This is a genomic window from Streptomyces sp. NPDC057616, assembly GCF_042800575.1.
Classification (GTDB): domain Bacteria; phylum Actinomycetota; class Actinomycetes; order Streptomycetales; family Streptomycetaceae; genus Streptomyces.
In genome coordinates, this window is record NZ_JBHVGU010000074.1 from 1 (window position 1) to 22,564 (window position 22,564).

The 22,564-nt window shown below is 71.5% G+C and carries 17 protein-coding genes; 9 read left to right on the forward strand and 8 right to left on the reverse strand.

Annotated features, from left to right (window positions below; genetic code table 11):
* Window positions 1–41: 41 nt before the first annotated feature.
* Window positions 42–1,496 (reverse strand): argininosuccinate synthase, encoded by a 1,455-nt coding sequence (argG, locus tag ACFU97_RS44960; RefSeq protein WP_384268822.1) that lies wholly within the window; start codon window positions 1,494–1,496, stop codon window positions 42–44.
* 153 nt (window positions 1,497–1,649) lie between these two features.
* Between argG and ACFU97_RS44965 the strand changes: the two genes are divergently transcribed.
* On the forward strand, window positions 1,650–2,801 hold the full coding sequence (locus ACFU97_RS44965; protein WP_384268824.1) for a hypothetical protein: 1,152 nt from the start codon (window positions 1,650–1,652) through the stop codon (window positions 2,799–2,801).
* Window positions 2,802–2,873: 72 nt separating this feature from the next.
* Window positions 2,874–3,761, forward strand: a complete 888-nt coding sequence (locus ACFU97_RS44970) for a fructosamine kinase family protein (protein WP_384268827.1) — start codon at window positions 2,874–2,876, stop codon at window positions 3,759–3,761.
* 111 nt (window positions 3,762–3,872) lie between these two features.
* On the opposite strand, the gene ACFU97_RS44975 is transcribed toward ACFU97_RS44970, so the two are convergent.
* Window positions 3,873–6,050, reverse strand: coding sequence for a hypothetical protein (locus ACFU97_RS44975; protein WP_384268829.1), 2,178 nt, complete (start codon window positions 6,048–6,050; stop codon window positions 3,873–3,875).
* A gap of 195 nt (window positions 6,051–6,245) precedes the next feature.
* Between ACFU97_RS44975 and ACFU97_RS44980 the strand changes: the two genes are divergently transcribed.
* Both ACFU97_RS44980 and ACFU97_RS44985 read left to right on the forward strand, forming a co-directional pair.
* Window positions 6,246–8,582 carry a molybdopterin cofactor-binding domain-containing protein gene (locus ACFU97_RS44980; protein WP_384268831.1) on the forward strand — a complete coding sequence of 779 codons (2,337 nt, stop codon included), beginning with the start codon at window positions 6,246–6,248 and terminating at the stop codon, window positions 8,580–8,582.
* A 17-nt stretch (window positions 8,583–8,599) separates the two neighbouring features.
* Window positions 8,600–9,076 carry a (2Fe-2S)-binding protein gene (locus ACFU97_RS44985; RefSeq protein WP_384268834.1) on the forward strand — a complete coding sequence of 159 codons (477 nt, stop codon included), beginning with the start codon at window positions 8,600–8,602 and terminating at the stop codon, window positions 9,074–9,076.
* An 8-nt stretch (window positions 9,077–9,084) separates the two neighbouring features.
* Here ACFU97_RS44985 and ACFU97_RS44990 read toward each other — a convergent pair whose 3' ends face one another.
* Complete coding sequence (locus ACFU97_RS44990; protein WP_384268836.1) at window positions 9,085–10,041, reverse strand: LysR family transcriptional regulator; 957 nt, start codon at window positions 10,039–10,041, stop codon at window positions 9,085–9,087.
* 86 nt (window positions 10,042–10,127) lie between these two features.
* Here ACFU97_RS44990 and ACFU97_RS44995 point away from each other — a divergent pair, with 86 nt between their 5' ends.
* Together ACFU97_RS44995 and ACFU97_RS45000 are read left to right on the forward strand one after the other, a co-directional pair.
* The gene (locus tag ACFU97_RS44995) at window positions 10,128–10,820 is read left to right on the forward strand and encodes a type 1 glutamine amidotransferase domain-containing protein (RefSeq protein ID WP_384268838.1); all 693 of its coding nucleotides are present in this window, start codon (window positions 10,128–10,130) and stop codon (window positions 10,818–10,820) included.
* Between the two features lie 173 nt (window positions 10,821–10,993).
* On the forward strand, window positions 10,994–12,058 hold the full coding sequence (locus ACFU97_RS45000; protein WP_384268840.1) for a protein kinase family protein: 1,065 nt from the start codon (window positions 10,994–10,996) through the stop codon (window positions 12,056–12,058).
* A gap of 31 nt (window positions 12,059–12,089) precedes the next feature.
* Here the strand turns inward: ACFU97_RS45000 and ACFU97_RS45005 are convergent, their stop codons facing one another.
* The 5 genes from ACFU97_RS45005 to ACFU97_RS45025 form a co-directional block, all read right to left on the reverse strand.
* Window positions 12,090–13,841 carry an RICIN domain-containing protein gene (locus ACFU97_RS45005; protein WP_384268843.1) on the reverse strand — a complete coding sequence of 584 codons (1,752 nt, stop codon included), beginning with the start codon at window positions 13,839–13,841 and terminating at the stop codon, window positions 12,090–12,092.
* Window positions 13,842–13,942: 101 nt separating this feature from the next.
* Window positions 13,943–14,764 carry a carbohydrate ABC transporter permease gene (locus tag ACFU97_RS45010; protein ID WP_384268846.1) on the reverse strand — a complete coding sequence of 274 codons (822 nt, stop codon included), beginning with the start codon at window positions 14,762–14,764 and terminating at the stop codon, window positions 13,943–13,945.
* Window positions 14,761–15,729 carry a carbohydrate ABC transporter permease gene (locus ACFU97_RS45015; protein WP_384268847.1) on the reverse strand — a complete coding sequence of 323 codons (969 nt, stop codon included), beginning with the start codon at window positions 15,727–15,729 and terminating at the stop codon, window positions 14,761–14,763. The genes ACFU97_RS45010 and ACFU97_RS45015 overlap by 4 nt, the downstream gene beginning before the upstream one ends.
* 7 nt (window positions 15,730–15,736) lie before the next feature.
* Entirely contained in the window at window positions 15,737–16,984 is a 1,248-nt protein-coding gene (locus tag ACFU97_RS45020) for an extracellular solute-binding protein (RefSeq protein ID WP_384268849.1), read from the reverse strand.
* A 39-nt stretch (window positions 16,985–17,023) separates the two neighbouring features.
* A complete protein-coding gene (locus tag ACFU97_RS45025; RefSeq protein ID WP_384268852.1) occupies window positions 17,024–18,973 on the reverse strand; it encodes a glycoside hydrolase family 127 protein in 1,950 nt (649 codons plus the stop codon).
* A gap of 220 nt (window positions 18,974–19,193) precedes the next feature.
* On the opposite strand from ACFU97_RS45025, the gene ACFU97_RS45030 reads away from it, so the two are divergent.
* From ACFU97_RS45030 to ACFU97_RS45040, 3 genes are all read left to right on the forward strand, one after another.
* Entirely contained in the window at window positions 19,194–20,216 is a 1,023-nt protein-coding gene (locus tag ACFU97_RS45030; protein ID WP_384268855.1) for a LacI family DNA-binding transcriptional regulator, read from the forward strand.
* A gap of 86 nt (window positions 20,217–20,302) precedes the next feature.
* Window positions 20,303–21,325, forward strand: a complete 1,023-nt coding sequence (locus ACFU97_RS45035) for an alpha/beta hydrolase (RefSeq protein WP_384268856.1) — start codon at window positions 20,303–20,305, stop codon at window positions 21,323–21,325.
* Between the two features lie 88 nt (window positions 21,326–21,413).
* A complete protein-coding gene (locus tag ACFU97_RS45040; protein WP_384268858.1) occupies window positions 21,414–22,355 on the forward strand; it encodes a class I SAM-dependent methyltransferase in 942 nt (313 codons plus the stop codon).
* Window positions 22,356–22,564: the final 209 nt, after the last annotated feature.

A 22,564-nucleotide genomic window follows, 5' to 3' on the forward strand; every position in this document is an offset into this window, starting at 1 on the left:
CTTCCGGAAGTGCGTTCCGCTCCCGGGGAGTCTCCTCGGGGTCAGTCCGTACCGGCCTCCATCGCCGCGCGGTCCAGCAGCGCGTCCTCCTCGGAGACCTCGCCGCGGGAGGCGATGGCCTCGGCGCCGCCCTCGGGCAGCTCCGGCATGGTGCCGATCAGCCCGGTCGCGGCGGCCTGGGAGGCGCCGATGGTGGGGCTGCCGGTGCCGATCAGGCCGAGCCCGACGTACTGCTCCAGCTTGGCGCGGGAGTCGGCGATGTCGAGGTTGCGCATGGTGAGCTGGCCGATCCGGTCCACCGGGCCGAACGCGGAGTCCTCGGTGCGCTCCATCGACAGCTTGTCCGGGTGGTAGCTGAAGGCCGGGCCCGTGGTGTCGAGGATCGAGTAGTCCTCGCCGCGCCGCAGCCGCAGCGTCACCTCACCGGTGACGGCCGCGCCGACCCAGCGCTGCAGCGACTCGCGGATCATCAGCGCCTGCGGGTCGAGCCAGCGGCCCTCGTACATGAGCCGGCCGAGCCGCCGTCCCTCGCTGTGGTACTGGGCGAGGGTGTCCTCGTTGTGGATCGCGTTGACCAGGCGCTCGTACGCGGCGTGCAGCAGGGCCATGCCCGGGGCCTCGTAGATGCCGCGGCTCTTGGCCTCGATGATCCGGTTCTCGATCTGGTCGGACATGCCCAGGCCGTGGCGGCCGCCGATGGCGTTGGCCTCCATCACCAGGTCGACGGGGCAGGCGAACTCCTTGCCGTTGATCGTCACCGGGCGGCCCTGGTCGAAGCCGATGGTCACGTCCTCGGCGGCGATCTCGATCGACGGGTCCCAGAACCGGACGCCCATGATGGGCTCCACGGTCTCGACGCCGGTGTCCAGGTGCTCCAGGGTCTTGGCCTCGTGGGTGGCGCCCCAGATGTTGGCGTCGGTGGAGTACGCCTTCTCCGTGCTGTCCCGGTAGGGCAGGCCGTGGGCGACCAGCCACTCCGACATCTCCTTGCGGCCGCCGAGCTCGGTCACGAAGTCCGCGTCCAGCCACGGCTTGTAGATCCGCAGGTGCGGGTTGGCGAGGAGGCCGTAGCGGTAGAACCGCTCGATGTCGTTGCCCTTGAAGGTCGAGCCGTCGCCCCAGATCTGGACGTCGTCCTCGAGCATCGCGCGGACCAGCAGGGTGCCGGTCACGGCCCGGCCGAGCGGCGTGGTGTTGAAGTACGCCCGTCCGCCCGAGCGGATGTGGAACGCGCCGCAGGTGAGCGCGGCCAGGCCCTCCTCGACCAGCGCCGCACGGCAGTCGACCAGACGCGCGATCTCGGCGCCGTAGGTCTTCGCACGGCCGGGCACCGAGGCGATGTCGGGCTCGTCGTACTGACCGATGTCGGCGGTGTAGGTGCACGGGACGGCGCCCTTGTCGCGCATCCACGCGACCGCGACGGACGTGTCGAGGCCGCCCGAGAAGGCGATGCCGACGCGCTCGCCGGCGGGAAGGGAGGTGAGGACCTTGGACATAGGAAGAGTATGCATCATCTCGCATGGTCATGCAAAGCGAGAGTTCGAGGCAAGGTGGAGGAGGGATTCCTGCGGCTTTCGGGGTTCGCCCCCAAAGACGGGTTCCTTCCGGTTCCGTCCCCCCAGATGGCCTCCCTCGGGCACCATGATCGTGTGACGTACGCGGTGACGGTGGACGTGGAGCTGCCCGAGGGCGGCCCTGAGCTCGACGTTCTTCAGCGGGAGGGCGTGGTCTTCCTGCTGCGCAAGGGCCTCGACTCGATCGCCGCGATCGAGGGGCCCGACGGGATGGAGGTCGACCTGGTGGACGACGTCATCACCGTCCATCCCCAGGGGGCCCGGCTCAAGCTCTACGTCGACGCTCCCGCGCTGGAGTTCGCCGAGGACGCCGCGCGGGAGGTCGTCGCCGAACTGCTGGAGCGGTCGGAACCGCTGGCCGCGTGGGAGATCACCCGCTGCGGCGTGGAGCTCGCCCCCGAGGTGCTCCAGGAGAGTCTCGACGCGGCCGACGGCCCCGACGCGCCGCCCGCGGACCCCGCCGAACGCGCCCGCAGACACGCGGCGGGCAGACCCTCCGGCGACACCGGCCGCCGCGACGACACCGACGTCGCGGACATGCGGCGCAAGCTCCGCTGCCTCGCGCCCAGCCTGCAGGCCTTCCCGCCCACCTCCTTCGGTCACTCCGACGACGAGGAGAAACGGATCGTCAGCCGCGAGGCGGCCGAGATCGCGGCCGGCGCCGTCGTGTACGCCATCGATCTTCTGGTCGACGAGCTCTTCACCGACCTGGCCGGTCTGGAGGAGGAGGGGCCCACCGTCGCGGACACCGACGCGCCGTTCATGATCCTCGACGAGCTGCCCCGGCAGTTCGCCCAGCAGTACTCGGTCCTGTTCGCGCGCCGGCTGACCGTCACGGCCGTGGCCCTGACCGGCCGCCTCACCCAGCCGCACTTCGGCCGGCTGAGCTGCGTGGCCGAGGAACTGCTGCTCAAGTTCCTCGTCGGCCAGGCCGAGGCGACGGCCGACCTGTACGAGCTGCTGAGCGAAGAGGTCGAGACGGCGCTCCAGGTCTTCGCCGACGGCGTGGGTGAGGACCTGGACCACGAGTGGCTCTACGGCCCGGCCACGAACGGCGCCGCCAAGGGCCTCGTCCAGGACTGGTTCATCCCCTTCGGAGACGAGGGGCACGTGCATCCGTACGCCGCGCACGACGACAGCGGAGACGGCGGCGATGACGACGGTGACGGTGACGGTGACGAGGGCGCCGGCGGCAGCGGTGGTGTCGATCAGGGGCGCCCTGGCTGACCGCCGCGCCGAGGCCGGCCGGTGCCATCGCAAATGCCGTCGCCGATGCCGTTTTCGTAGGAGGAGGAACGAGTGAGAGGAGCCGCCGCCGGGCGGGCAGCCATCGGTGACGACGGACCCGCCGCGGCCGCCGCCCGGATCACCGGCCGTCCCGTGCGCGGCGAACACCCCCGCGGTGGGTCGCTCGCCGAAGTCGGCCTCGACGGCGGGCAGTCGGTGATGGTCAAGCGGGGGGACGAATCGGGAGCGGCGCAGGCCGAGGCGGCGGGACTGCGCTGGCTGGCCGAGGCGGGCACGGTCCGCGTCCCCAAGGTCCATGGCCACGAGGCGCGTTGGCTGGTGACCGACCTGGTCCCGCAGGGCCGGCCGTCGGCCCGGGCGGCGCGCGAGTTCGGGCGCGGGCTGGCCGCGCTGCATGCCGCGGGCGCCCCCGCGTTCGGTGCGCCGCCGCCCGGCGGGCTCGTCGAGGCGTACATCGGACTCGCCCCGATGCGGAACGTCACCGGCGCCGACTGGCCCGACTGGTACGCCGAGCACCGCGTGCTGCCGTATCTGCGCGCCGCGGTCGACCGGGGCACGATCCGTCCCGGCGAGACGGCCGCGGTCGAGCGCGTCTGCGAGCGGCTGCCCGAACTGGCCGGGCCCGCCGAGCCGCCCGCCCGGCTGCACGGCGACCTGTGGAGCGGCAACGTGCTGTGGGGCGCCGACGGCGACGTCTGGCTGATCGACCCGGCCGCGCACGGCGGACACCGGGAGACCGACCTCGCGATGCTCCACCTCTTCGGCTGCCCGCACCTGGACGAGATCCTCGACGGCTACCGGCAGGCGGCCCCGCTCGCCGACGGATGGACGGACCGGATCGGGCTGCACCAGCTCTTTCCCCTGCTGGTGCACGCCGTGCTCTTCGGCCGCGGCTATGCCGAGCAGGCGCTCACGGCAGCGCGAAGGGCCCTCGCGTGACGAGACGCGAGGGCCCTTGCCCGAAGCAGGTGGCGAGGAGAGCGAACGGACTAGTTTCAGGAGTGTGAGAAGGAAGTCCGTCCATGGCCTCGCCTGCGGCAACCCTAACAGTCACTCCGGGATCAAGTCGCGTAGATTTTCCGGGGTGATGACGCGGGAGTCCGGGTGCAGTCCGTCGGGACGCTCCAGGCCGATGTAGGTGACGGGACCCGCCGGAAGGGTCTCGCGGTCCCACACCGTCACCTCCGTCGGGCGCTCGCCCCCGGCCATCAGGCCGGTGACGTGGCGGACCGTGAGGTGCTCGCGCTCGACGATGCCGCGCAGCAGCGTCGCCACCGTCACACGGTTGCCCTCGACACGGTTGGCCGACGGCGTCCCCTTCAGGTACAGGTGCAGCCACTTGGCGGTCCAACCGCCGTCCCGGTCACGCCGGAACGCGAGCGGCAGGGCGACCCGGCCCGGTCCGCGCAGCTCCGACTTCATGCGCACGGTGGCCGGCTCGAACGGCCGTCCCTGCTGCTCGGCCTCGCGCAGCATGAAGCCGAAGAAGGACTCCTCGACCTCCTCGAAGCCCTCGCCCGCGAAGATGTTGACCTGCGGCACGATGTACGTGCCGCGTACGGCACCCAGGCGCAGGTTGATGAACTCCGAGGCGCCGTCGGGTGCTTCGGTGATGTCGCCGGAGTGCTCGCCCTCGAGCTGGGTGAGCGCGGTGTAGGACAGCCAGGCGAGCGTCCGGTACCGCTCGTCGAGCATCAGCGCCGAGAGGTCGAAGTCCGTGCGCTGCCGGGACTCCTTCCAGTACACGAAGAACCGCAGCAGCTCGCCCTCGACGGGGGAGACGGAGCCGCGGGGCAGCACCCCGAGACCCGCCGCGGTCGCCTTGCCGCTGAGCGGCAGCGCGACGTCCAGGACGTCCGGGTCGACCAACACCCGCTCCGGGGAAGGGAGTCGGCGCCGGATCTCGGCGTCCAGCGCAGCGATCAGCCGCTTCCGCTCCGCCGGCAGCACGGGCGGCCGTTCGTCCGCGGCGACCCAGGCGCGGCCGAGCCGGTTGACGAACACCCGCTGCTCGCCGGTGGCTTCGGCCCGGTTGTGCAGGTGCTCGCGCACCGACAGCACGACGCGGCCGGACACCTCGGGCACGACCCGTTCGGCGGCGGCCACCACGGCCTCGCGCTCGTCCTGCGTCAGCGCCATCCGCAGCAGCCGGTCCAGCGAGCGGAACAGCTTGCCCGGCGCGGACGTGAGCAGCCGTGCCGCACCCGTCACGTCGTGCGTGGCGAGGAGTTCCTCGACGCGGCTGTCGAAGGAGCGGGCCTTGACCTCGCCCCGGGCGACGGCGAACACCTCGGCGGCGTGCGGCCACTGGGGGTACTCGTGCGGGTGCAGCCGCTCGCCCAGGCGCTTGAAGTCCTCCCGCCACGCGTTGACGTCGGCGAGCTTGGCCGGGGACGCCGCGACGACCGCGTCCAGGCCCGCGAGCAGCGTGCGGCGCACGGGCCGCGACAGCCCCCTGAACCGGGTGGCGGTCTGCAGCGTCACGTCGCCGTCCGACAGGGCGCACGCCAGGCGCAGCACGTCGGTGACGGTGTCCAGGAGCAGCCCGGCGCCGGCCCGCAGCCGGGCCTCGTTCACCACCGCGCGGTTCTCCCGGACCGGGATCTCCTCGGGCTGCGGCCCGTCGACGCAGTGCCCGGCGAGCGTCCTGAGGTCGCCCAGGTGCTCCTCGCCCAGCGGCGTGGCGCTGCCGGCCAGCGCCAGATAGAGCGCGCCGATCTCGTCCTCCGCCTTGCCGCCCAGGTGCAGCACGGTCGTGCGGTCGCCCGCCGCCGCGATCAGTTCGCCGTGCGCGGCCAGCATCTCGGCGTACGTGTGCCGGTAGTTGCCGTAGGACGGCAGCGTGAGCAGGTCCACCACACCGCTCCGCAGCTGCGCGACGGTCCCGGGGCGGGCCGCGTCGTCGGCGAGCGCCTCGGCGATGCAGCGCATCCAGAAGTCGAAGGTGTCCGGCACGTTGGCCGGGAAGTCGATGAAGTAGACGTTGTGCCGCACATGGTCGCCGGCCATCTCGCGGACCGTGCGCAGCGTGCGGACGGCGGTGTCGGCGACCGTGCCCTCGGACAGCCCCGACAGCTGCTCCAGCAGCTCCGCCGAGAGCTTGAAGCCCACCGACATCAGCGCGACGTCGAACTGCCGCGCCACGATGTCCCCTTGACCGGACGGGCCGGCCGGGAGAGGGATGCGGTGGGTGTGCCGGAGGACCAGCGGTTCCAGAAGGTGGGACATTCCGGAATGATCGCAGGGCCCGGCCCGCACGCGCATGCGGATTTTCCCCCGGTCGTGGGCCGAGACGCTTCACACCCCGGACGACTTATGGCGTTTCCGTGTGGAAGCGGAACGTAGATCTATCGCGGCACGCCGCCGACGTGCACAGTCAGGAGCCGCCACAAAGGCGAGTGCCGTGCGCTGGGAGGACAGCTGATGGGAGCACCTGAACACCCGCGGCAGCAGGACGCCGTGCCCGCCCCGGACGGCATCGGGCGGCGGCGCTTCCTGGGCTATGTGGTGGCCGCCTCGACGCTGACCGTCGCCGCCGAAATCGGTGAGGCCGTCGTCGCCCCCACCCCGGCCGCGGCGGTGGTCCCCTCGGTGCCCGGACCGGCCGAGATCTACGACCTCAACGACATGCTCACGCATGCCACCCTGCCCACGGCGAACCTGATCACCATCCGGCTCGATCCCGACGGCACCGCGCACTTCGCCCTGCCCCGGGCCGAGGTCGGGCAGGGCATCACCACCTCCAGCGCCATGCTCGTCGCCGAGGAGCTGGACCTGCCGCTCGACCGGGTCCGGGTCACCCTCGCCGACGCCCGCCCCGAGCTGCTGTTCAACCAGCTCACCGGCGGCTCCAACACCACCATCTCCACCTTCACCCCGATCCGGGTGGCCGCCGCCGTCGCCCGCGGCCGGCTGCTGCACGCGGCGGCACTCGAACTGGGGGAGGCCCTCGACACCCTGACCGCCAAGGCCGGCGTCATCACCTCCACCCTCAGCGGAAAGAGCCTCACCTACGGCGAACTGGCCGAGAAGGCCGCGTCCGTGACGACTGGTCAAGTGTCGGTCGCCCTCAAGGACACCTCCGAGTTCAAGGTCATCGGGACCGCGCAGCGGCGTGTCGACGCGCTGGAGGCGGTCACCGGGCGCAAGAAGTACGCCATGGACCTGAAGGTGCCGGACGCGCTGCCCGCGATGGTGTGCCGGCCGCCGACGATCAACGGCACGGTCCGCTCCGTCGACAACCTCGACACGGTACGGGCCATGCCCGGCATCACCGACGTCGTACGGATCTCCGGCAAAGTCGCCGTCCGCGGCCGCACCTTCGGGCAGTGCATCGACGCGGTACGCGCCCTGAAGGTCACCTGGGGCCCCGGCACCGCGGACGGCGAGTCCGACGACACCATCGCGGACGAACTCCGCAGGGCCGAACTGCCGATGCCCGCGCTCGACGTGCTCACCAAGTCGGTGGACGCCCGCTTCACCTTCCATTTCGCGAGCAACAGCGCGCTGGAGCCCAACTGCGCCGTCGCCGACGTGCGCGAGGACTCCGCCGAGATCTGGGCCAGCCTGAAGTCCCCGATCACCGCCCAGGAGCAGATCGCGCTCACCCTCGGACTCCCGACGGCCGCGGTGAAGGTCCATGTCACGGAGGGCGGCGGCTCGTTCGGGCGCAAGCTCTTCCACGACGGCGCCGCCGAGGCCGCCGAGATCTCCAAGGCGACCGGCAAGCCGGTCCGCCTGATGTGGCACCGCACCGACGACTTCCGGCACGGGCGCACCCACCCCATGTCCACCTCCCGCGTGCGCGCCTCCTACGCCCTCGGCCAGGTCCTCACCTACCGGCAGCACCACACCTCCGTGGCCACCGACTTCGGCCACGGCGTCGGCGAGATCATCACCGCCGAAGCGGCCCAACTGCCCGTCGGCGACCTCACCTTCTCCGAGACGATCTTCACGCTCACGCAGCAGACGCCGTACAACTTCGGCGTCGTCACCCAGCTGCTCGGCGAGACCGACAAGGGCTTCCACACCGGTTCCATGCGCAACATCTACTCGCCCAACGTGCGGTGCGCGCAGGAGCTGGTGGTGGACGAGCTGGCCAGGCGGATGGGCAAGGACCCCTACCGCTTCCGCCGGTCCTTCCTCAAGGAGGACCGCGCCCGCGCCGTCCTCGACAAGGTGGCCGAAGTGGGCGGCTGGGGACGGGACATGCCCGCGGGGACGGCCCAGGGGATCGCCCTGCACCCCGAGTACCACGGCTACGTCGCCGTCCTCGCCGAGATCGACTGCCGACCGCAGACCACCGGACGCACGATCCCGGACGCCTACACCGGACCGCGGGTCACCAAGGTCGTCTGCGCCGTCGACGTGGGGCTCGCCGTCAACCCACGCGGCCTCGAGGCCCAGATGATGGGCGGCATCATGGACGGCATCGCGATCACCCTCAGCTCAGGACTGCACCTGGACAACGGGCACTTCCTGGAAGGCAGTTGGGACAACTACTTCTACACCCGCCAGTGGAACACCCCGCCAAAACTGGAGATCGTCGTCATGCCGCCGACCGGCGGGAAGCCCGGCGGCGCCGGCGAACTCGCCGTCGCAGGCGCGATGGCGGCCGTGGCCTGCGCCTACGGACGCGCCACCGGCACCATGCCGACGACCTTCCCGATCAACCACGACGGCCCACTCGGGTTCGAGCCGCTGCCCACCAGCCCGCCGGTCCCGGCGTCCCCCACCGACGGCCTCAGCCGCGCCTACTAGGAGTCCAGGAGGCCCACGTGCCCGAACACACCTTCATCCTCAACGGCAGCCCGGTGACCGTGGACATCGAGGACGACGTACGGCTGCTGTGGGTGCTGCGGGACGTCCTCGGCGTCACCGGGCCGAAGTACGGCTGCGGGCTCGGCGTCTGCCAGGCCTGCACCAGCCATATCAACGGCAAGGCGTTCAACCCCTGCAGCGTCCCGGTCAAGGACCTCGCCCCCACCGACGAGGTGACGACCATCGAGGGCCTGCCCGCCACCGTCGGCAAGGACCTCCACCCGATGCAGGAGGCCTGGCTCGAGTACGACGTCGCCCAGTGCGGCTACTGCCAGCCCGGCCAGATCATGGCCGCCGTCGCCAAGGTCCGCCAGGCCCGCGAGGAGGGCCGCGACATCACCGAGGCCGACCTCGACGAGATCCGCAACGTCTGCCGCTGCGGCACCTACCACCGCATCCGCGAGGCGATCGTGGCGGGCGCCAAGAAGTACTGACGGCCCGCTCACGCGCCCCGCGCGGTCTCCAGCAGGTGGTCGCGCACCAGCGTGACGTGGGGGTTGGTGACGGCGCCGGGGCGCTGGACGAGGAACGCCGTGTTGATGGGCGGGTCGTCCGGGTCGTGCAGCAGGACCAGGGCGCCGGCCGCCAGCTCGCCGGCGCACAGGTAGCGGGGCAGCACCGTGAAACCCGCGCCGCCGACGACCGCGGCCAGCAGCGCGTTCAGGTCCGGCATGGTGACCGCGGGCGGGCGCACCAGGCGCCGCCCGAAGACATGGCGCCAGTAGCGGCGGACGATGGGCAGGTCCTCGGCGTAGGCGAGCAGCGGGATGCCGTGCAGGGCGGCGGGCCCGGCGGCGGCGATCCGGGCCGGACCGCCGAGGCGCTCGGCCCGGGCGGGGGAGGTGACCAGCACGAACTCCTCGTCCTCCAGCGGGACGGAGGCCAGGGCGCGCCCGCGTGGCCGGTAGGTCGCGATCACCAGGTCGTGGCGGCCCGCGCGCAGCTCCTCCAGCAGCGGTTCGGTCAGGCCGGGGGTGATGCGCAGCCGTACGCCGCGCTCCACCAGGGGCGCCAGGCCGGGCAGCACCGAGCGGGTCAGGAACTCGTGCGGCCCGGCCAGATGCACCGGCTCCACCGGGTGCCCGGCGCCCGTCCCGCCGGGGGTGACCTCGGCGAGCGCGTCCAGCGGCCGCACGATCCGGGAGGCGAGTTCGTCCGCGTACGGGGCGGGGGAGACGCCGCGGGCCTGGCGCTCGAACAGCTCACGGCCCAGCTGCCGCTCCAGCGCGCGCACCTGCGTGGTCACCGTGGGCTGCGACAGTCCGAGCACCCGGGCCGCGGCCGTGAAGGAGCCGGTCCGGTAGACGGCGAGGAAGGTGCGCAGCAGATTGAGATCCAGTGCGGAGGTGTCGCCGGCCCGGGCCCTCGCCTCCCTGCCATTGGTTTTCCTATCTCTCACATGGACGAGCCTATTGGATTCCAATGGCACGAGAGTCCTACGGTCGAAGCCTGACAAGCTTCCGCGACCCCTCGGAGACCCACCCCATGTCGAAGATCCTGTTCGTGCTGACCGGAGCGGACCACTGGACGCTGGCCGACGGCACCCTCCACCCCACCGGCTTCTGGGCCGAGGAGGCCGTCGCCCCCTACGAGGCGTTCAAGGCGGCCGGCCACGAGATCGTCGTCGCCACCCCGGGCGGCGTCGTGCCCACCGTGGACAAGTCCAGCCTCGCGCCCGAGTTCAACGGCGGCCAGGAGAATGCCGACCGGGTCGCCGCCGTGCTCGCCGCGGCGGCCGAACTCCAGCGGCCCGTACGGCTGGAGGACGTGAACCTCGACGACTACGCCGCCGTGTACTACCCGGGCGGCCACGGCCCGATGGAGGACCTGGCCGTCGACGCCGCGTCCGGCCGGCTGCTCACCCGCACCCTGGAGTCGGGCAAGCCGCTCGGTGTCGTCTGCCACGGCCCGGCGGCGCTGCTGGCCGCCGAACAGGACGGCGTGAACTCCTTCGCCGGGTACCGGGTGGCCGCCTTCACCAACGCCGAGGAGACCCAGTCCGGCTTCGCCGACCAGGCCAAGTGGCTGCTCCAGGACCGCCTGACCGAGGCCGGCGTCCTGGTCGAGACCGGCGAGCCGTGGGCCCCCAAGGTCGTCGTCGACCGCAACCTCGTCACCGGCCAGAACCCGGCGTCCTCGTCCCCGGTCGCGAAGGAACTCCTGAAGAACCTGACCTGACCGGCAGACCCCCACGGCCCGACGAACAGCGCTGCCGACAGACCCGCACCGCGGCCCTCGCACGGGTCTTCCCGGACCCGGACCTGCCGTAGGGATGGGCAGTTCCGACAGACGGCTGCGAGTGGGGTGATATTCGCTGTCGTCGTGCCGCGCCGGTGGGCAGGATGGCCGGTATGGATCACACTCCCGTCGCCGTGCCCGCAGCCCGGCTGTCCGCCCATGTGACGGCCGGGACGGCACTCGGGCTGGTCAGTGACCGGCGGCTCGCCGACGTCGTGGCCGCCGCGCCCGAACTGGGCTCCGGGATCGGCGGCCGGGCGGCGGAGCTGGACGTGGACGGCGTGCGCGTCTTCGTGAAGCGGGTGCCGCTGACCGACCTCGAACTGCGGCCGGACAACATGCGGTCGACGGCGAACCTGTTCGAGCTGCCGCTGTTCTACCAGTACGGCGTCGGCTCCGCCGGATTCGGCGCCTGGCGGGAGCTGGCCGCCCATCTGATGACGACCGGATGGGTGCTGCGCGGCGGGTTCCCGGGCTTTCCGCTGCTCCACCACTGGCGGATCCTGCCCGATCACCCGCCCACGGGCTTCGCCGACGCGTTCGGCGGCATCGAGGGCGCCGTCGCACACTGGGAGGGCTCCGCGGCGGTACGGCGCCGGCTGGAGGCCGTCGGCCGGTCCTCGGCCAGTCTCGTCCTCTTCCTGGAGCACGTCCCGCACACGCTGGCCGCCTGGCTGGCCGACCACGAGGACGCCGAGACCGCGCTGGACTGGATGGAGGGCGCCCTGGCCCGCGGTACGGCGTTCATGAGCGCGCAGGGACTGGTCCACTTCGACGCCCACTTCCGCAACCTCCTCACCGACGGCAGGCAGGTGTACTTCGCGGACTTCGGCCTCGCCCTCAGCTCCCGCTTCGAACTCTCCCCGGAGGAGGCCGAGTTCCTGTCGGACCACCTCGTCTACGACCGCTGCTACGTCCCGACGCACCTGCTGCGCCACCATCTGCTGGACCGGGTACGCGGTGACGTCGGCCGCGAGGCCTTCGTACGCGAGTGGGCCACCGGCCGGCGGCGCGACGGGGTTCCGCCGAGGACGGCCGCCTTCCTCGACCGGCACGCGCGCACCGCGTCCGTCCTGGACGACTTCCACCACCGGTTGCTGACGCGCAGCAAGCGCACCCCGTTCCCGGCCGCGGACCTCCGCGCGACGCTCGACGGTACGCCTGCGGCCCGGAGTTGACCGGCTCCGGGCCGCAGGCGTGCCCGGCGGGTTACCGCGGCGTCAGCTTCCACAGATGGTCGGTGGTGCCGTTGTCGTCCCACTGAAGGACCTGGGCGCCGGCGGAGGTGCTCATGCCGTCCACCCCGAGCAGCAGCCCGCTGTTGTAGTTGGCGATCTTGTAGTAGCCGTCGCCGGACGGGATGAGCTGCCACAGGTGGTCGGCGGTGCCGTTGTCGCCCCAGATCAGCGCCTTGCCGCCGTCCGCCGTACCCATGCCGTCGATGCCGAGCAGCAGCCCGCTCGCCCTGTTCGTGATCTTGTAGAGGCCCGAGCCGGCCGAACTCAGCGTCCACGACTGGCTCGTGCCCGGGCCCGGCGCCGCCTGCACGGCCGCCGTGCCCGGCGCCGTCCCCGCACCCTGGGTGTCCAGCGCGAGCCCGCTGTTCCTGTTGGTGATCTGGTACGTCCCCGCCGACGAGGTCGACGCGCCGCTCGGCGTGATCACCAGGTGGTAGCCGTCGGAGGCGTTCGTCGTCACCGGCACGGTGATCGAGCCGTTGGCGACCGTGTAGTCCGCCTCCGACACGGTGACCGGCCCGGACACGGCGGTCGTGCGGCCCTTGGACGGGGTGTACTCCAGCTTCGCGTGCACGGTGGAGCCGAACGCCGGGAGCGACCCGAGTCCCTTGATCTGCACCGCACTTGACCCGGCCCCGCCGCCGAAGATCACGCTGACCTGCCTGCCGTCACCCGTCAGGGAGGCGGCACCGTCGATGCCGGTCTGCGCCGGGGGAGTGGTGACCAGCATGTTCCCGGACATGTCGCCGTACCACTTGTAGAGCCAGTACGAGCCGTTGGGCGAGGCGCCGGTGTCGGTCAGGGTGTCGCCGAGGGTGCCGTAGTGGTTCCAGAAGGCCAGTTCGGCGTCGTGCACCCCCGCCCGCTCGAACTTGGCGACGTAGCCGACCAGCGGACCGGGCACACCGATCTCGCTCGGCGTGCCGTACTCCTCGATCGCGATCGGCCGCGGGCTGATCCCGAGGCTGCTCTCCAGCGCCCGGTAGGCCGACACGTGCGCGGCGATGTCCTTGCTGCCCTGCAGCTCGTGCCAGGCGATGACGTCCGGGACGGTGCCGCTCGCCTTGGCGTCCGTGAGGAAGGTGCTCATCCAGGACTGGTTCCACGCGGAGTAACTCGGCCCCTGGATGGGCGTCCTGGCGTCCCTGGCCCGCACCTCCTTGCAGGTGCGGGTCCAGCCCGCGTCGAACGCACCCGCGCCGGCGGCGTCCCACGTCCAGTCGGGCTCGTTCCACAGCTCGTACGCGGCGATGTTCGAGGCGCCCGCGGACTGCACGGAGGCGACCTGCTTGTCCACCGCGGCCAGCCAGTCGGTCCAACTCACCCACCTGTACGGGAAGTTCGGATACCAGTCGGGCATGCGGACGACCACCTTGGCACCGGCCCGCACCGCCTTCGAGGCCACCACGAGCGCGTCCCCGGCCGGCCTGGGCTCGCCGTTGGGCAACTGGGAGCCACCTGGGGCCATTTGCACGAAGGTGTTCGGCTTGAGCGCACCGGCCAGACCGTCGGAGGGCGTACTCGCATCCGCGAGACCGTAGAGACTTCCGGTCGCCACATGGGTGACGGGCCGCAGCGTCTGGTTGGCGTTGACCACCAGGGTGGTCGTAGCGGTGGGTGCTGCCTGTGCGGGCGCGGCGACGGCGAGCACGCCTCCGACGAGGGCAACTGCTCCTAAGGCGGCGTTGAGACGCACAGATACGACCGATCTTGTACGGTCCATGACAGACCCTCTCGTTGAGGAAGTGGGTGGGGAGAGCGCCCTTGAAAGGGGCGCGGCGAACCGCGCGACCAGCCACGACGAACCGGCAGACGAAGAACGGCCTAGTCCTTGACGGCGCCGGCCGTCACCCCGGCCGCCACATACCGCTGCGCAAGAACCAGCAGCACCGCCGCCGGCACGGACGCAACCACCGCCGTGGCCATGATCGCGTTCCACTCCTGGTTGTTGTTGCCGATGTACTTGTAGATGCCGAGGGTGATCGGCCTCAGATCGCCGCCGCCGTCCAGGGTGTTGGCGAAGACGAAGTCGGACCAGGCCCACAGGAAGCTGAACAGCGACACGGTGACCAGCGCGTTGCGGCTCACCGGCAGCACCACGGACCAGAAGGTGCGGAAGGTCCCGGCCCCGTCGATGCGGGACGCGGCGATCAGCTCACCGGGGATGCCCGACATGAACGCCGTGAAGATCATGACGCCGAACGGCACGGCGATGGTGGAGTCCGCGATGATCAGACCCCACCAGGAGCCCAGCAGCCCGAGGTCCAGGAAGATGCCGTAGAAGCCCATCGCCATGACGATTCCGGGGATCATCTGCGCGATCAGCAGGGCCATGCCGAGCGAGCCGCCGCCCCGCGGGCGCAGCTTCGCCAGCGAGTAGCCGGCCGGGGCCGCGAGCAGCAGGGTGAGCACGACCGTGCCCAGGCCGATGAGCAGGCTGGTGCCGAGGTAGGGCAACTGGTCGTGCAGGACCGCCCGGTAGCCCTCGAAGGTGGGGTGCAGCGGAAGCAGGTCCGGGGGGTCCTTGCGCATGTTCTGCTGGGGGGTGAGTGAGACGTTGAGCATCCAGTACACCGGGAACAGCATCAGCGCGGTGAGGATGATCCCGATGACCGTGTAACGGCGCTTGTTCGTACGGGACTTCACGCCTCCTGCCTCCTCTGGACGCGGATGTACGCCAGCCCGAAGACGAGCGCGATGAGGATGAGGATGTTGCCGACCGCCGCCCCGGGGCCGAACTTGGGCAGCAGCGTGCCGAAGCCGAGCTGGTAGGACCAGGTCGCCAGGGTGGACGAGGCGTCGCCCGGCCCGCCCTTGGTCATGATCCAGATCAGGTCGAACACCTTGAGCGTGTAGACGAGTCCGAGGAGCAGGGTGATCGCCGACACCGGGCGCAGCAGCGGGAAGGTGACACGGCGGAACTGCTGCCAGGCGTTCGCGCCGTCCAGTGCCGCCGCCTCGTACAGCTCGGCCGGGATGTTCTGCAGCCCGCTGTGGAGGATGACCAGGTTGAACGGTATGCCGATCCAGATGTTGGCGACGATCACCGACGTCAGCGCCCAGTCCGGCGAGGTGAGCCAGCCGACCGGGTCGGCGCCGAAGAAGTGCAGGAAGTAGTTCACCACCCCCGACTCGCTGTTGAACATCCACGACCAGGTGGACGCCGACACGATGAGCGGCAGCAGCCACGGGATCAGGAACAGCGCCCGCAGCACGGTCGAGAGCCTGAAGTGCCGGTTGAAGAAGACGGCGAGGGCGAGCCCGATGACGTACTGGAAGGCGATCGACACGAAGGTGAAGACCATCGTGTGCCGCATCGCCGGGCCGAACGTCGGATCGTCCAGCACCTTCTGGAAGTTGGACCAGCCGGTGAACGGCGCGTCCCCGGCCACGAACGAGCGGACGGTGTAGTCGCGCAGGCTCAGATCGAGGTTGCGGTAGAGCGGATAGAGGTAGAAGGCGGCGAGATAGGCCAGCAGGGGGGTCACGAAGGCGAGTGCGGTCAGCCTGCTCCTGCGCCGGTGACGGCGGCGCAGGGCCGGGGCGTCGCCGGCGCTCGTGCGTGCGGCCGCCGATGCTCGCCGCGGACGGTCGACCCGGGCGACGGTCATGCCGGTCCTAGCCCTTCTGCGCGCTCGACTGGGCCGTGTCCAGGGCGTCCTGGGGACTCTTGCTGCCCGAGAGTGCAGCCTGCACGGCCGTCCACATCGGCTGCGAGATGGTCGGGTACCTGATGCCCAGACCGCCGCTGGTGCGGCCGCGCGCCGACGCCACCGCGTCCACCCAGGGCTTCAGCTTCGGGTTCTGCTTGACCTGCTCGGCCTGTACGGCGGCCGTGGGCGCGACGTACATCAGCGAGGTGTCGGTGGGCAGCAGGTTCGCGTCGCTGGTCAGACACGTGACGATCTTCTTGCTGACGTCGTAGCGCGCCGAGTCCTTCTGCACGGGCACGGTGACGAACTCGCCGCCCGTGGGCACCGGCGCCGAACCGCCCTTCTGCCCGGGGATGTTGATGACCCCGTAGTCGAAGCCGGCCTTGTCCGCGTTGCCCAGCTGCCAGGTGCCGTTCTCACCGAAGGCGTAGTCGCCCGTCGCGAACTCCTGCCAGGCGGTGGTCTGCGTGTTCTGCAGCACGTCCTTGGGCGCGTAGCCGTCCTTCACCCACTGCTGCCACAGCGACAGCGCCGCAACTCCCTTGGCGCTGTCGAGCTTTGTGAGATCGCCGCCCGCGCCCCAGAACCAGGGCAGGAACTGGAAGCTGCCCTCCTCGGTGTTGATGGCGGAGAAGGTGATGCCCTTCCTGCCCGCCGCCTTGACCTTCTGCAGGGCGGCCGTGAGCGAGCCCCAGTCCTTGACGGAGGCCGGGTCGACGTGCGCCGCTGCCAGGACCTTCTTGTTGTAGTAGAGGGCCAGGGTGTTGGCGCCGATCGGCACCCCGTACGACGCCCCGTCGAGGGTGCCCGCGCCGATGATGTTCTTCTGGATGGACGAGGTGTCCAGGCCCAGGTCGCTGGTCTTGGTCAGGATCCCCGCCTCCACCAGCGTGGAGACCACCGGGTTGTCGACGAGCATCACGTCGGGCGCGTTGCCCTGCTGGGCGGCCAGCAGCGCCTTGTTGCCCAGGTCGGTGGTGTCGAACGGGGTGCGCTTGAGCTTCACCCCGGCCTTGGTGCCGCAGGAGGTGACGAGCTTGCCCCACGGCGAGGACGCGTCGAGCTGCGGATAGGGGTCCCAGAAGGTGTACGTGCCCGAGGACGCGCCGGAGGAGGAGCCCGAGGAGTCGGAGCCGCCTCCGCACGCGGTGAGGGAGGCGAGCGTGCCGACGGCGGCGAGTGCGGCCAGGAGACTACGGCGGGTGGGTATCACGGGGTGACCTCGTTGTCGTAGGGCGAAGGTGAGGGAGTGTCAGGACGTGGGCAGCCAGACGCGCATGGCGCCGTCCTGCCGGTTGGCCCAGGCGTAGTAGGGGATCGCGGTGAGCTCGACCGGCTCGCCCGCCGCGGGGGCGTCGTCGGCGGCCGGCCGGTACGGCCACCAGCCCGCCTCGGACGGCGTGCGCCGCAGACCGGCCGCCACGACCGTCGTGACGCCGCCGAGCAGGTCCGGGCGGTGCTTGACGGCGAGCGGGCGGGTGGTGTCCACGACGAGGTCGTCGAGTCCGCCGCCGGGATGGTCGGCCTGCTCCAGGCAGTACACGAGCGGCCCGCGCTCGATCGCCACGCATCCTCGCACCGCGTCGACGCGCGGGTCGGCCGCCGTGAGCCGCGGCTCCAGACCGAGTTCGAGTACGACCTGGTCGCCCGGCGCCCAGGTGCGCTCGATGCGCAGCCAGCCCTCGTCGACCGGGGCGTCGGTCTGGTCGTACGTGAACTCCCCGCAGTTCAGCCGGAATTCGCGGCACCACTCGGGGATGCGCAGGGAGAGCGTCCAGGGGCCCTCGGTGAGGGTCTCCTCGACGGTGAGGGCGATCGTGCCGTGCCAGGGGTAGTCCGTCTCGGCGCGCACCGCGATCGGGCCGGATACGTAGCGGCCCGTGACGTACTGGTGGATCTGCAGGCCGTCGCCGTCGCCGGTGGCGAGGTAGTGCTCCAGCGAGGCCAGCAGCCGCATCACGTTCGGCGGGCAGCAGGCGCAGCGGAACCAGCGGGTGCGGCGGGCCGACTGGTCGCCGCCGTGGTCGGTGTGCCCGTCGCGGACCTGGAGCGGGTTCACGTACAGCCAGCGCTCGCCGTCCAGGGAGACGCCGGCGAGGAAGCCGTTGAAGAGGGTGCGCTCGATCAGGTCGGAGTAGCGGGCCTCGCCGGTGAGCAGGGCCATGCGCCAGCTCCACTGCACGGAGGCGATGGCGGCACAGGTCTCGCAGTAGGCGCGCTCGTTGGGGAGTTCGTACGGGTCACCGAAGTCCTCCCACTCGTGGTGGGCGCCCAGGCCGCCGGTGAGGTGGGTCTTGGTGGCGGTCATCGCCCGCCACAACCGCTCGGTGGCGGTGCGCAGTTCGGCCTCGCCCGTCTCGGTGGCGAGGTCCGCGGCGGCGGCCAGCAGGTACAACTGCCGTACGGCGTGGCCCTCGACGTTCGTCGCCTCGCGCACCGGGACGTGGTCCTGGCAGTAGGCCTCGCCGCCGAGCAGGCCGTGGCCGTGCCGGTCGACGAAGTAGCCCGCGAGGTCGAGGTAGCGCCGCTCCCCGGTCTCCCGGTACAGCTCGACCAGGGCGGTCTCCACCTCGGGGTGGCCGTCGATGCCGTCGATCTGCCGGCCGCTGCCGGGCGGCCCGAAGACGGAGTCGATCTGATCCGCGAACTTCCGTGCCACGTCGAGGAGTTCAGGACGTCCCGTGGCCCGGTGGTGCGCGACGGCGGCCTGCATCAGATGGCCCGCGCAGTACAGCTCGTGGCCCCAGCGCAGGTCCTGGTAGCGCTCGCCGTCCTTCACCAGCTGGAACCAGGTGTTGAGATAGCCGTCCGGCTGCTGGGCGGCGGCGATCAGGCCGGTGATCCGCTCGACGTCGGCCTCGAGCTCCGTTGAGGGGCCCTGGCCGAGTTGCCAGGACGCGGCCTCCAGCCACTTGTAGACGTCCGAGTCCATGAACGGGTAGGCGCCCTGGAACGCATCCCCGGCCGCCGCGTCCGACTGCGCGGACGCCGCGAGCCTCAGGTTGTGCAGGTTGCCCGCGGACTCCAGCAGTCCGGGGCCCTGCGGGATGGAGGTGCGCGCGTTGACCTCGCGCCGGGTGTGCCAGAAACCGTCCGCCACCTCGGCGGCGGCGGGGCGCAGGGTGGCATGGGCACCGGGGCCGGGGCGGACCGGGCCGCTGGGGGAGGCGGGGGTGGGCTGGGCGGAGCGGGCGCGGGGCATGGTTCTCCGGGTGCTGGACGGCGGGAGGTGCGGACCCCGGTTGGGCAAAGCTCTGCGCAACCGTTTTCCTCGCCGAAGAGTAGAGTGGAGTCGGGGATTTCCGGTCAAGGGTTCTGACCGAGTTTCTCAAGTTGCTCAAGGGCTGGTACTCCACCCGGCCGCCTGCCACCATGGGCCGGACCGCACCCGCCGGGCCCGGCCAGCGAGAAAAGGATTGCCCGTGACCGAAGCCGCTCCGCGACCTCCCGCCGCCGGCCGGGCCAAGCTCGCCGACGTAGCAGCCCTCGCCGGGGTCAGCGTCGGCACCGCCTCGAAGGCCCTGAGCGGCAGCGGCCGGATGCGGCCGGAGACCCGGCAGCGGGTGCTCGACGCCGTGGAGACGCTCGGCTTCCGGCCCAACCAGCACGCGCAGAGCCTGCACGCCGGCCGCAGCTGGACCGTCGGCCTGATGACCACCGACGGCATCGGCCGCTTCAGCACCCCGGTGCTGCTGGGCGCCGAGGACGCACTCGGCGCCGGCAAGATCTCCGTCCTGCTCTGCGACACGCGGGGCGACACCATCCGCGAACAGCACCATCTGCGCAACCTCATGGACCGAAGGGTGGACGGCATCATCGTCACCGGCCGCCGCACCGACCCGCGCCCGCCCCTCAAGGGCGTCGAGGGCATACCGATCGTCTACGCCCTCTCCCCGTCCACCGACCCGACCGACACCTCGGTGGCCTCCGACGACCGCGGCGGCGCCCTCCTCGCCGTCGAGCACCTGCTCGCCTCCGGACGCACCCGCATCGCCCACGTCACCGGACCCGAACACCACGCGGCGGCCCGCGACCGGGCCCGCCACGCCGTCGACCTGCTGGCCCAGGCCGGGGCCCAACTGGCCAGTGGCCGCGTGCACTTCGGCGAGTGGAGCGAGGCATGGGGCCGCCGCGCCGCCGACGCGGTGCTGCGCACGGCGGCCGACACCGACGCGTTCTTCTGCGGCAACGACCAGATCGCCCGCGGCGTGGCCGACGCCCTGCGCGAGCGCGGCCGCGACGTGCCGGGGGAGATCGCCGTCGTGGGCTACGACAACTGGGACACCATGGCGCTGGCCAGCCGCCCGCCGCTCACCACCATCGACATGGACCTGGCCGAGATCGGCCGGATCGCGGCCCTGAAGCTGCTGGAGGCCATCGACGCCGAGCCGGTGCCCGGGGTGCACACGGTGCCGTGCAGGCTGGTGGTCCGCGAGTCCACCTGACGGGCACGGGGGTGGTGACAGGTACACCGTCCGGCGGGTGCACAGGGCCATGGCTCGGCACCGCCGGCCTTCGTAGCGTCTGGGACATGGCTGACAACGAGAACCTTGGCACCGCGAACACCGTTGAGAACAAGGGCACTTCGGGGGCGCTCTCGCGCCGGCACGCGATGCGGCTGACGGCCGGGGCCGGGGCCGCCGCCGTCGCCGCCGGCATGGGGATGCCGGAGGCCGCGGCGGCAGACAGGGCCGGACGCCACGGCGACGGCATCCGTACCTACGTCCTCGTCCACGGCACCCACAGCGCCGGATCCTTCTGGACGGCGATCGGCCGCGAGCTGGCGTTGCGCGGTCACCGCGTCGTCGCCGTCGACCAGCCCCTGCACGGCACCGAGCGGTTCGTGCCGCGGGCGTACCAGACGCAGGACCTGCGCTCGCTGGCCACGGAGGCCTCACCCGTCGCCGCCCTCACGCTGGACGACTTCGAGCGGCGCGTCACGCAGGCGGTGCGCCGCGCCGCCCGGCTCGGCGGCCCCGTGGTGCTTGTCGGGCACAGCATGGGCGGCCTCTCCGTCAGCAGGGTCGGCAACGCCGTACCCGAACTCCTCGCCCACATCTGCTACATGGCCGCCTTCTGCCCGAGCCGCACCATGCCCTCCCTCAACGCCTGCGCCGCCTCGCCGGAGGGGCAGCACGCCATCACGCCGATGGACCAACTCATCGGCGATCCGGCGAAGTTGGGCGTGCTACGGCTCAACTGGCGTACCGCCGACCGGCGCGACCTCGCCGTGTTCAAGGAGATGATCTGCGCCGAGTACTCGGACGTCGGGTTCCTGCGGGTGCTGGAGGGCATGCAGACGGACGAGTCGATGACGGCGTACGACGGCCGGGCTGTCGGGCACGCCGGCACCTGGGGCCGCATACCCCGCACCTATCTGCGCTTCGGCAAGGACCGGACCGTGGCCACCGAGCTCCAGGACCGCATGATCGCGGAGGCCGACGCCCTCACCCCGGACAACCGCTTCACCGTCCACAGCATCCCCGGCGCCGGGCACCTGGGGCCCGAGGACCCCGCTCAGGTGACCGATCTGCTGCATGGCCTGCGGGTGTAACCGCGCGGGGGCCGCGGCGGGCCGAGGTGTTCACGGGACGTTCAGCCCGGCGACAGTTTCCGCGGCCCCCAGTGAGCACACTCGTTTCATGGCGACTGCACAAGCAACCGACAAGATTCCCGGCGAGCTCAAGGACGTCCCCGGCTGGTTCCCGCCGCTGGACCAGCTGCTGTTCACCTGGTTCCTGGAGCGGCAGGAGACGCGCGGCTTCACGGGCGACCTGGTGGAGCTCGGGGCGTACATGGGCAAGAGCGCGATCCTCCTCGGCCATCACCTGCAGGACGGCGAGAAGTTCACCGTCTGCGACCTCTTCGGCGGCGACGCGCCGGACGGGGCCAACGCGGCCGAGACGGCCAAGTCGTACTCCTCGCTCACCCGCCAGGCCTTCGAGCGCAACTACCTGGCCTTCCACGACGCCCTGCCCAGGGTGATAGAGGCCACCACCTCCGTGATCCCCGCGGAGGTCGAGGCGGACAGCTGCCGCTTCGTCCACATCGACGCCTCGCACCTGTACGAGCACGTCCGCGACGACATCGGTGCCGCCCGCGACCTCCTGCTGCCGGGCGGCATCGTCGTCCTCGACGACTTCCGCTCCGAGCACACCCCGGGCGTCTCGGTCGCCACCTGGGAGGCCGTGCTCAACCGCGGACTGCGCCCGATATGCCTGAGCACCCAGAAGCTCTACGGCACCTGGGACGACCCCGAGCCCGTCCAGGAGGAGCTGCTGGCGATGCTCAGGGAGCGCCCCGACTGCGGTCTGAGCGTCCAGGACGCCGCCGGGCACCGCCTGGTCCGCACCCGCGCGCAGAAGGGGATGCAGCCGCCGGCCTTCCCCCGCTCACGCCACTACACCGCGCCCGAGCCGCCGCGGCCCGCCGCTGCCGCCCCCGCTCCCGCGCCCGCCCGCCCCCGGCCGCGCCCCCGCTCCCGGGCCCGTCGCATCGGCGCGGACATCCTGCCCCCGATCGTCACCCGCGCCCTGCGCCGCACCCTCGACCGCAGCGCCCACGGCACCCAGGGCCGGGCCTGAGGGCCGTTCCACCGAGCTTGCGCCAGAACCCGCGCCGCCGAGCCGATCCGAAAGACAGGCCCTCGGGCCTGTTGCGAAAGTCCCGCCTGCCCGGCGACGGGCCTTTCGCGACGGGCCCTAGGTCGTGTCTCTCAACTTCGTAGCCAAGTGATGACGGCCGCCAGTACGGCTGCAGAGCGATAGACGATCGCGAGTTTGTCGTAACGGGT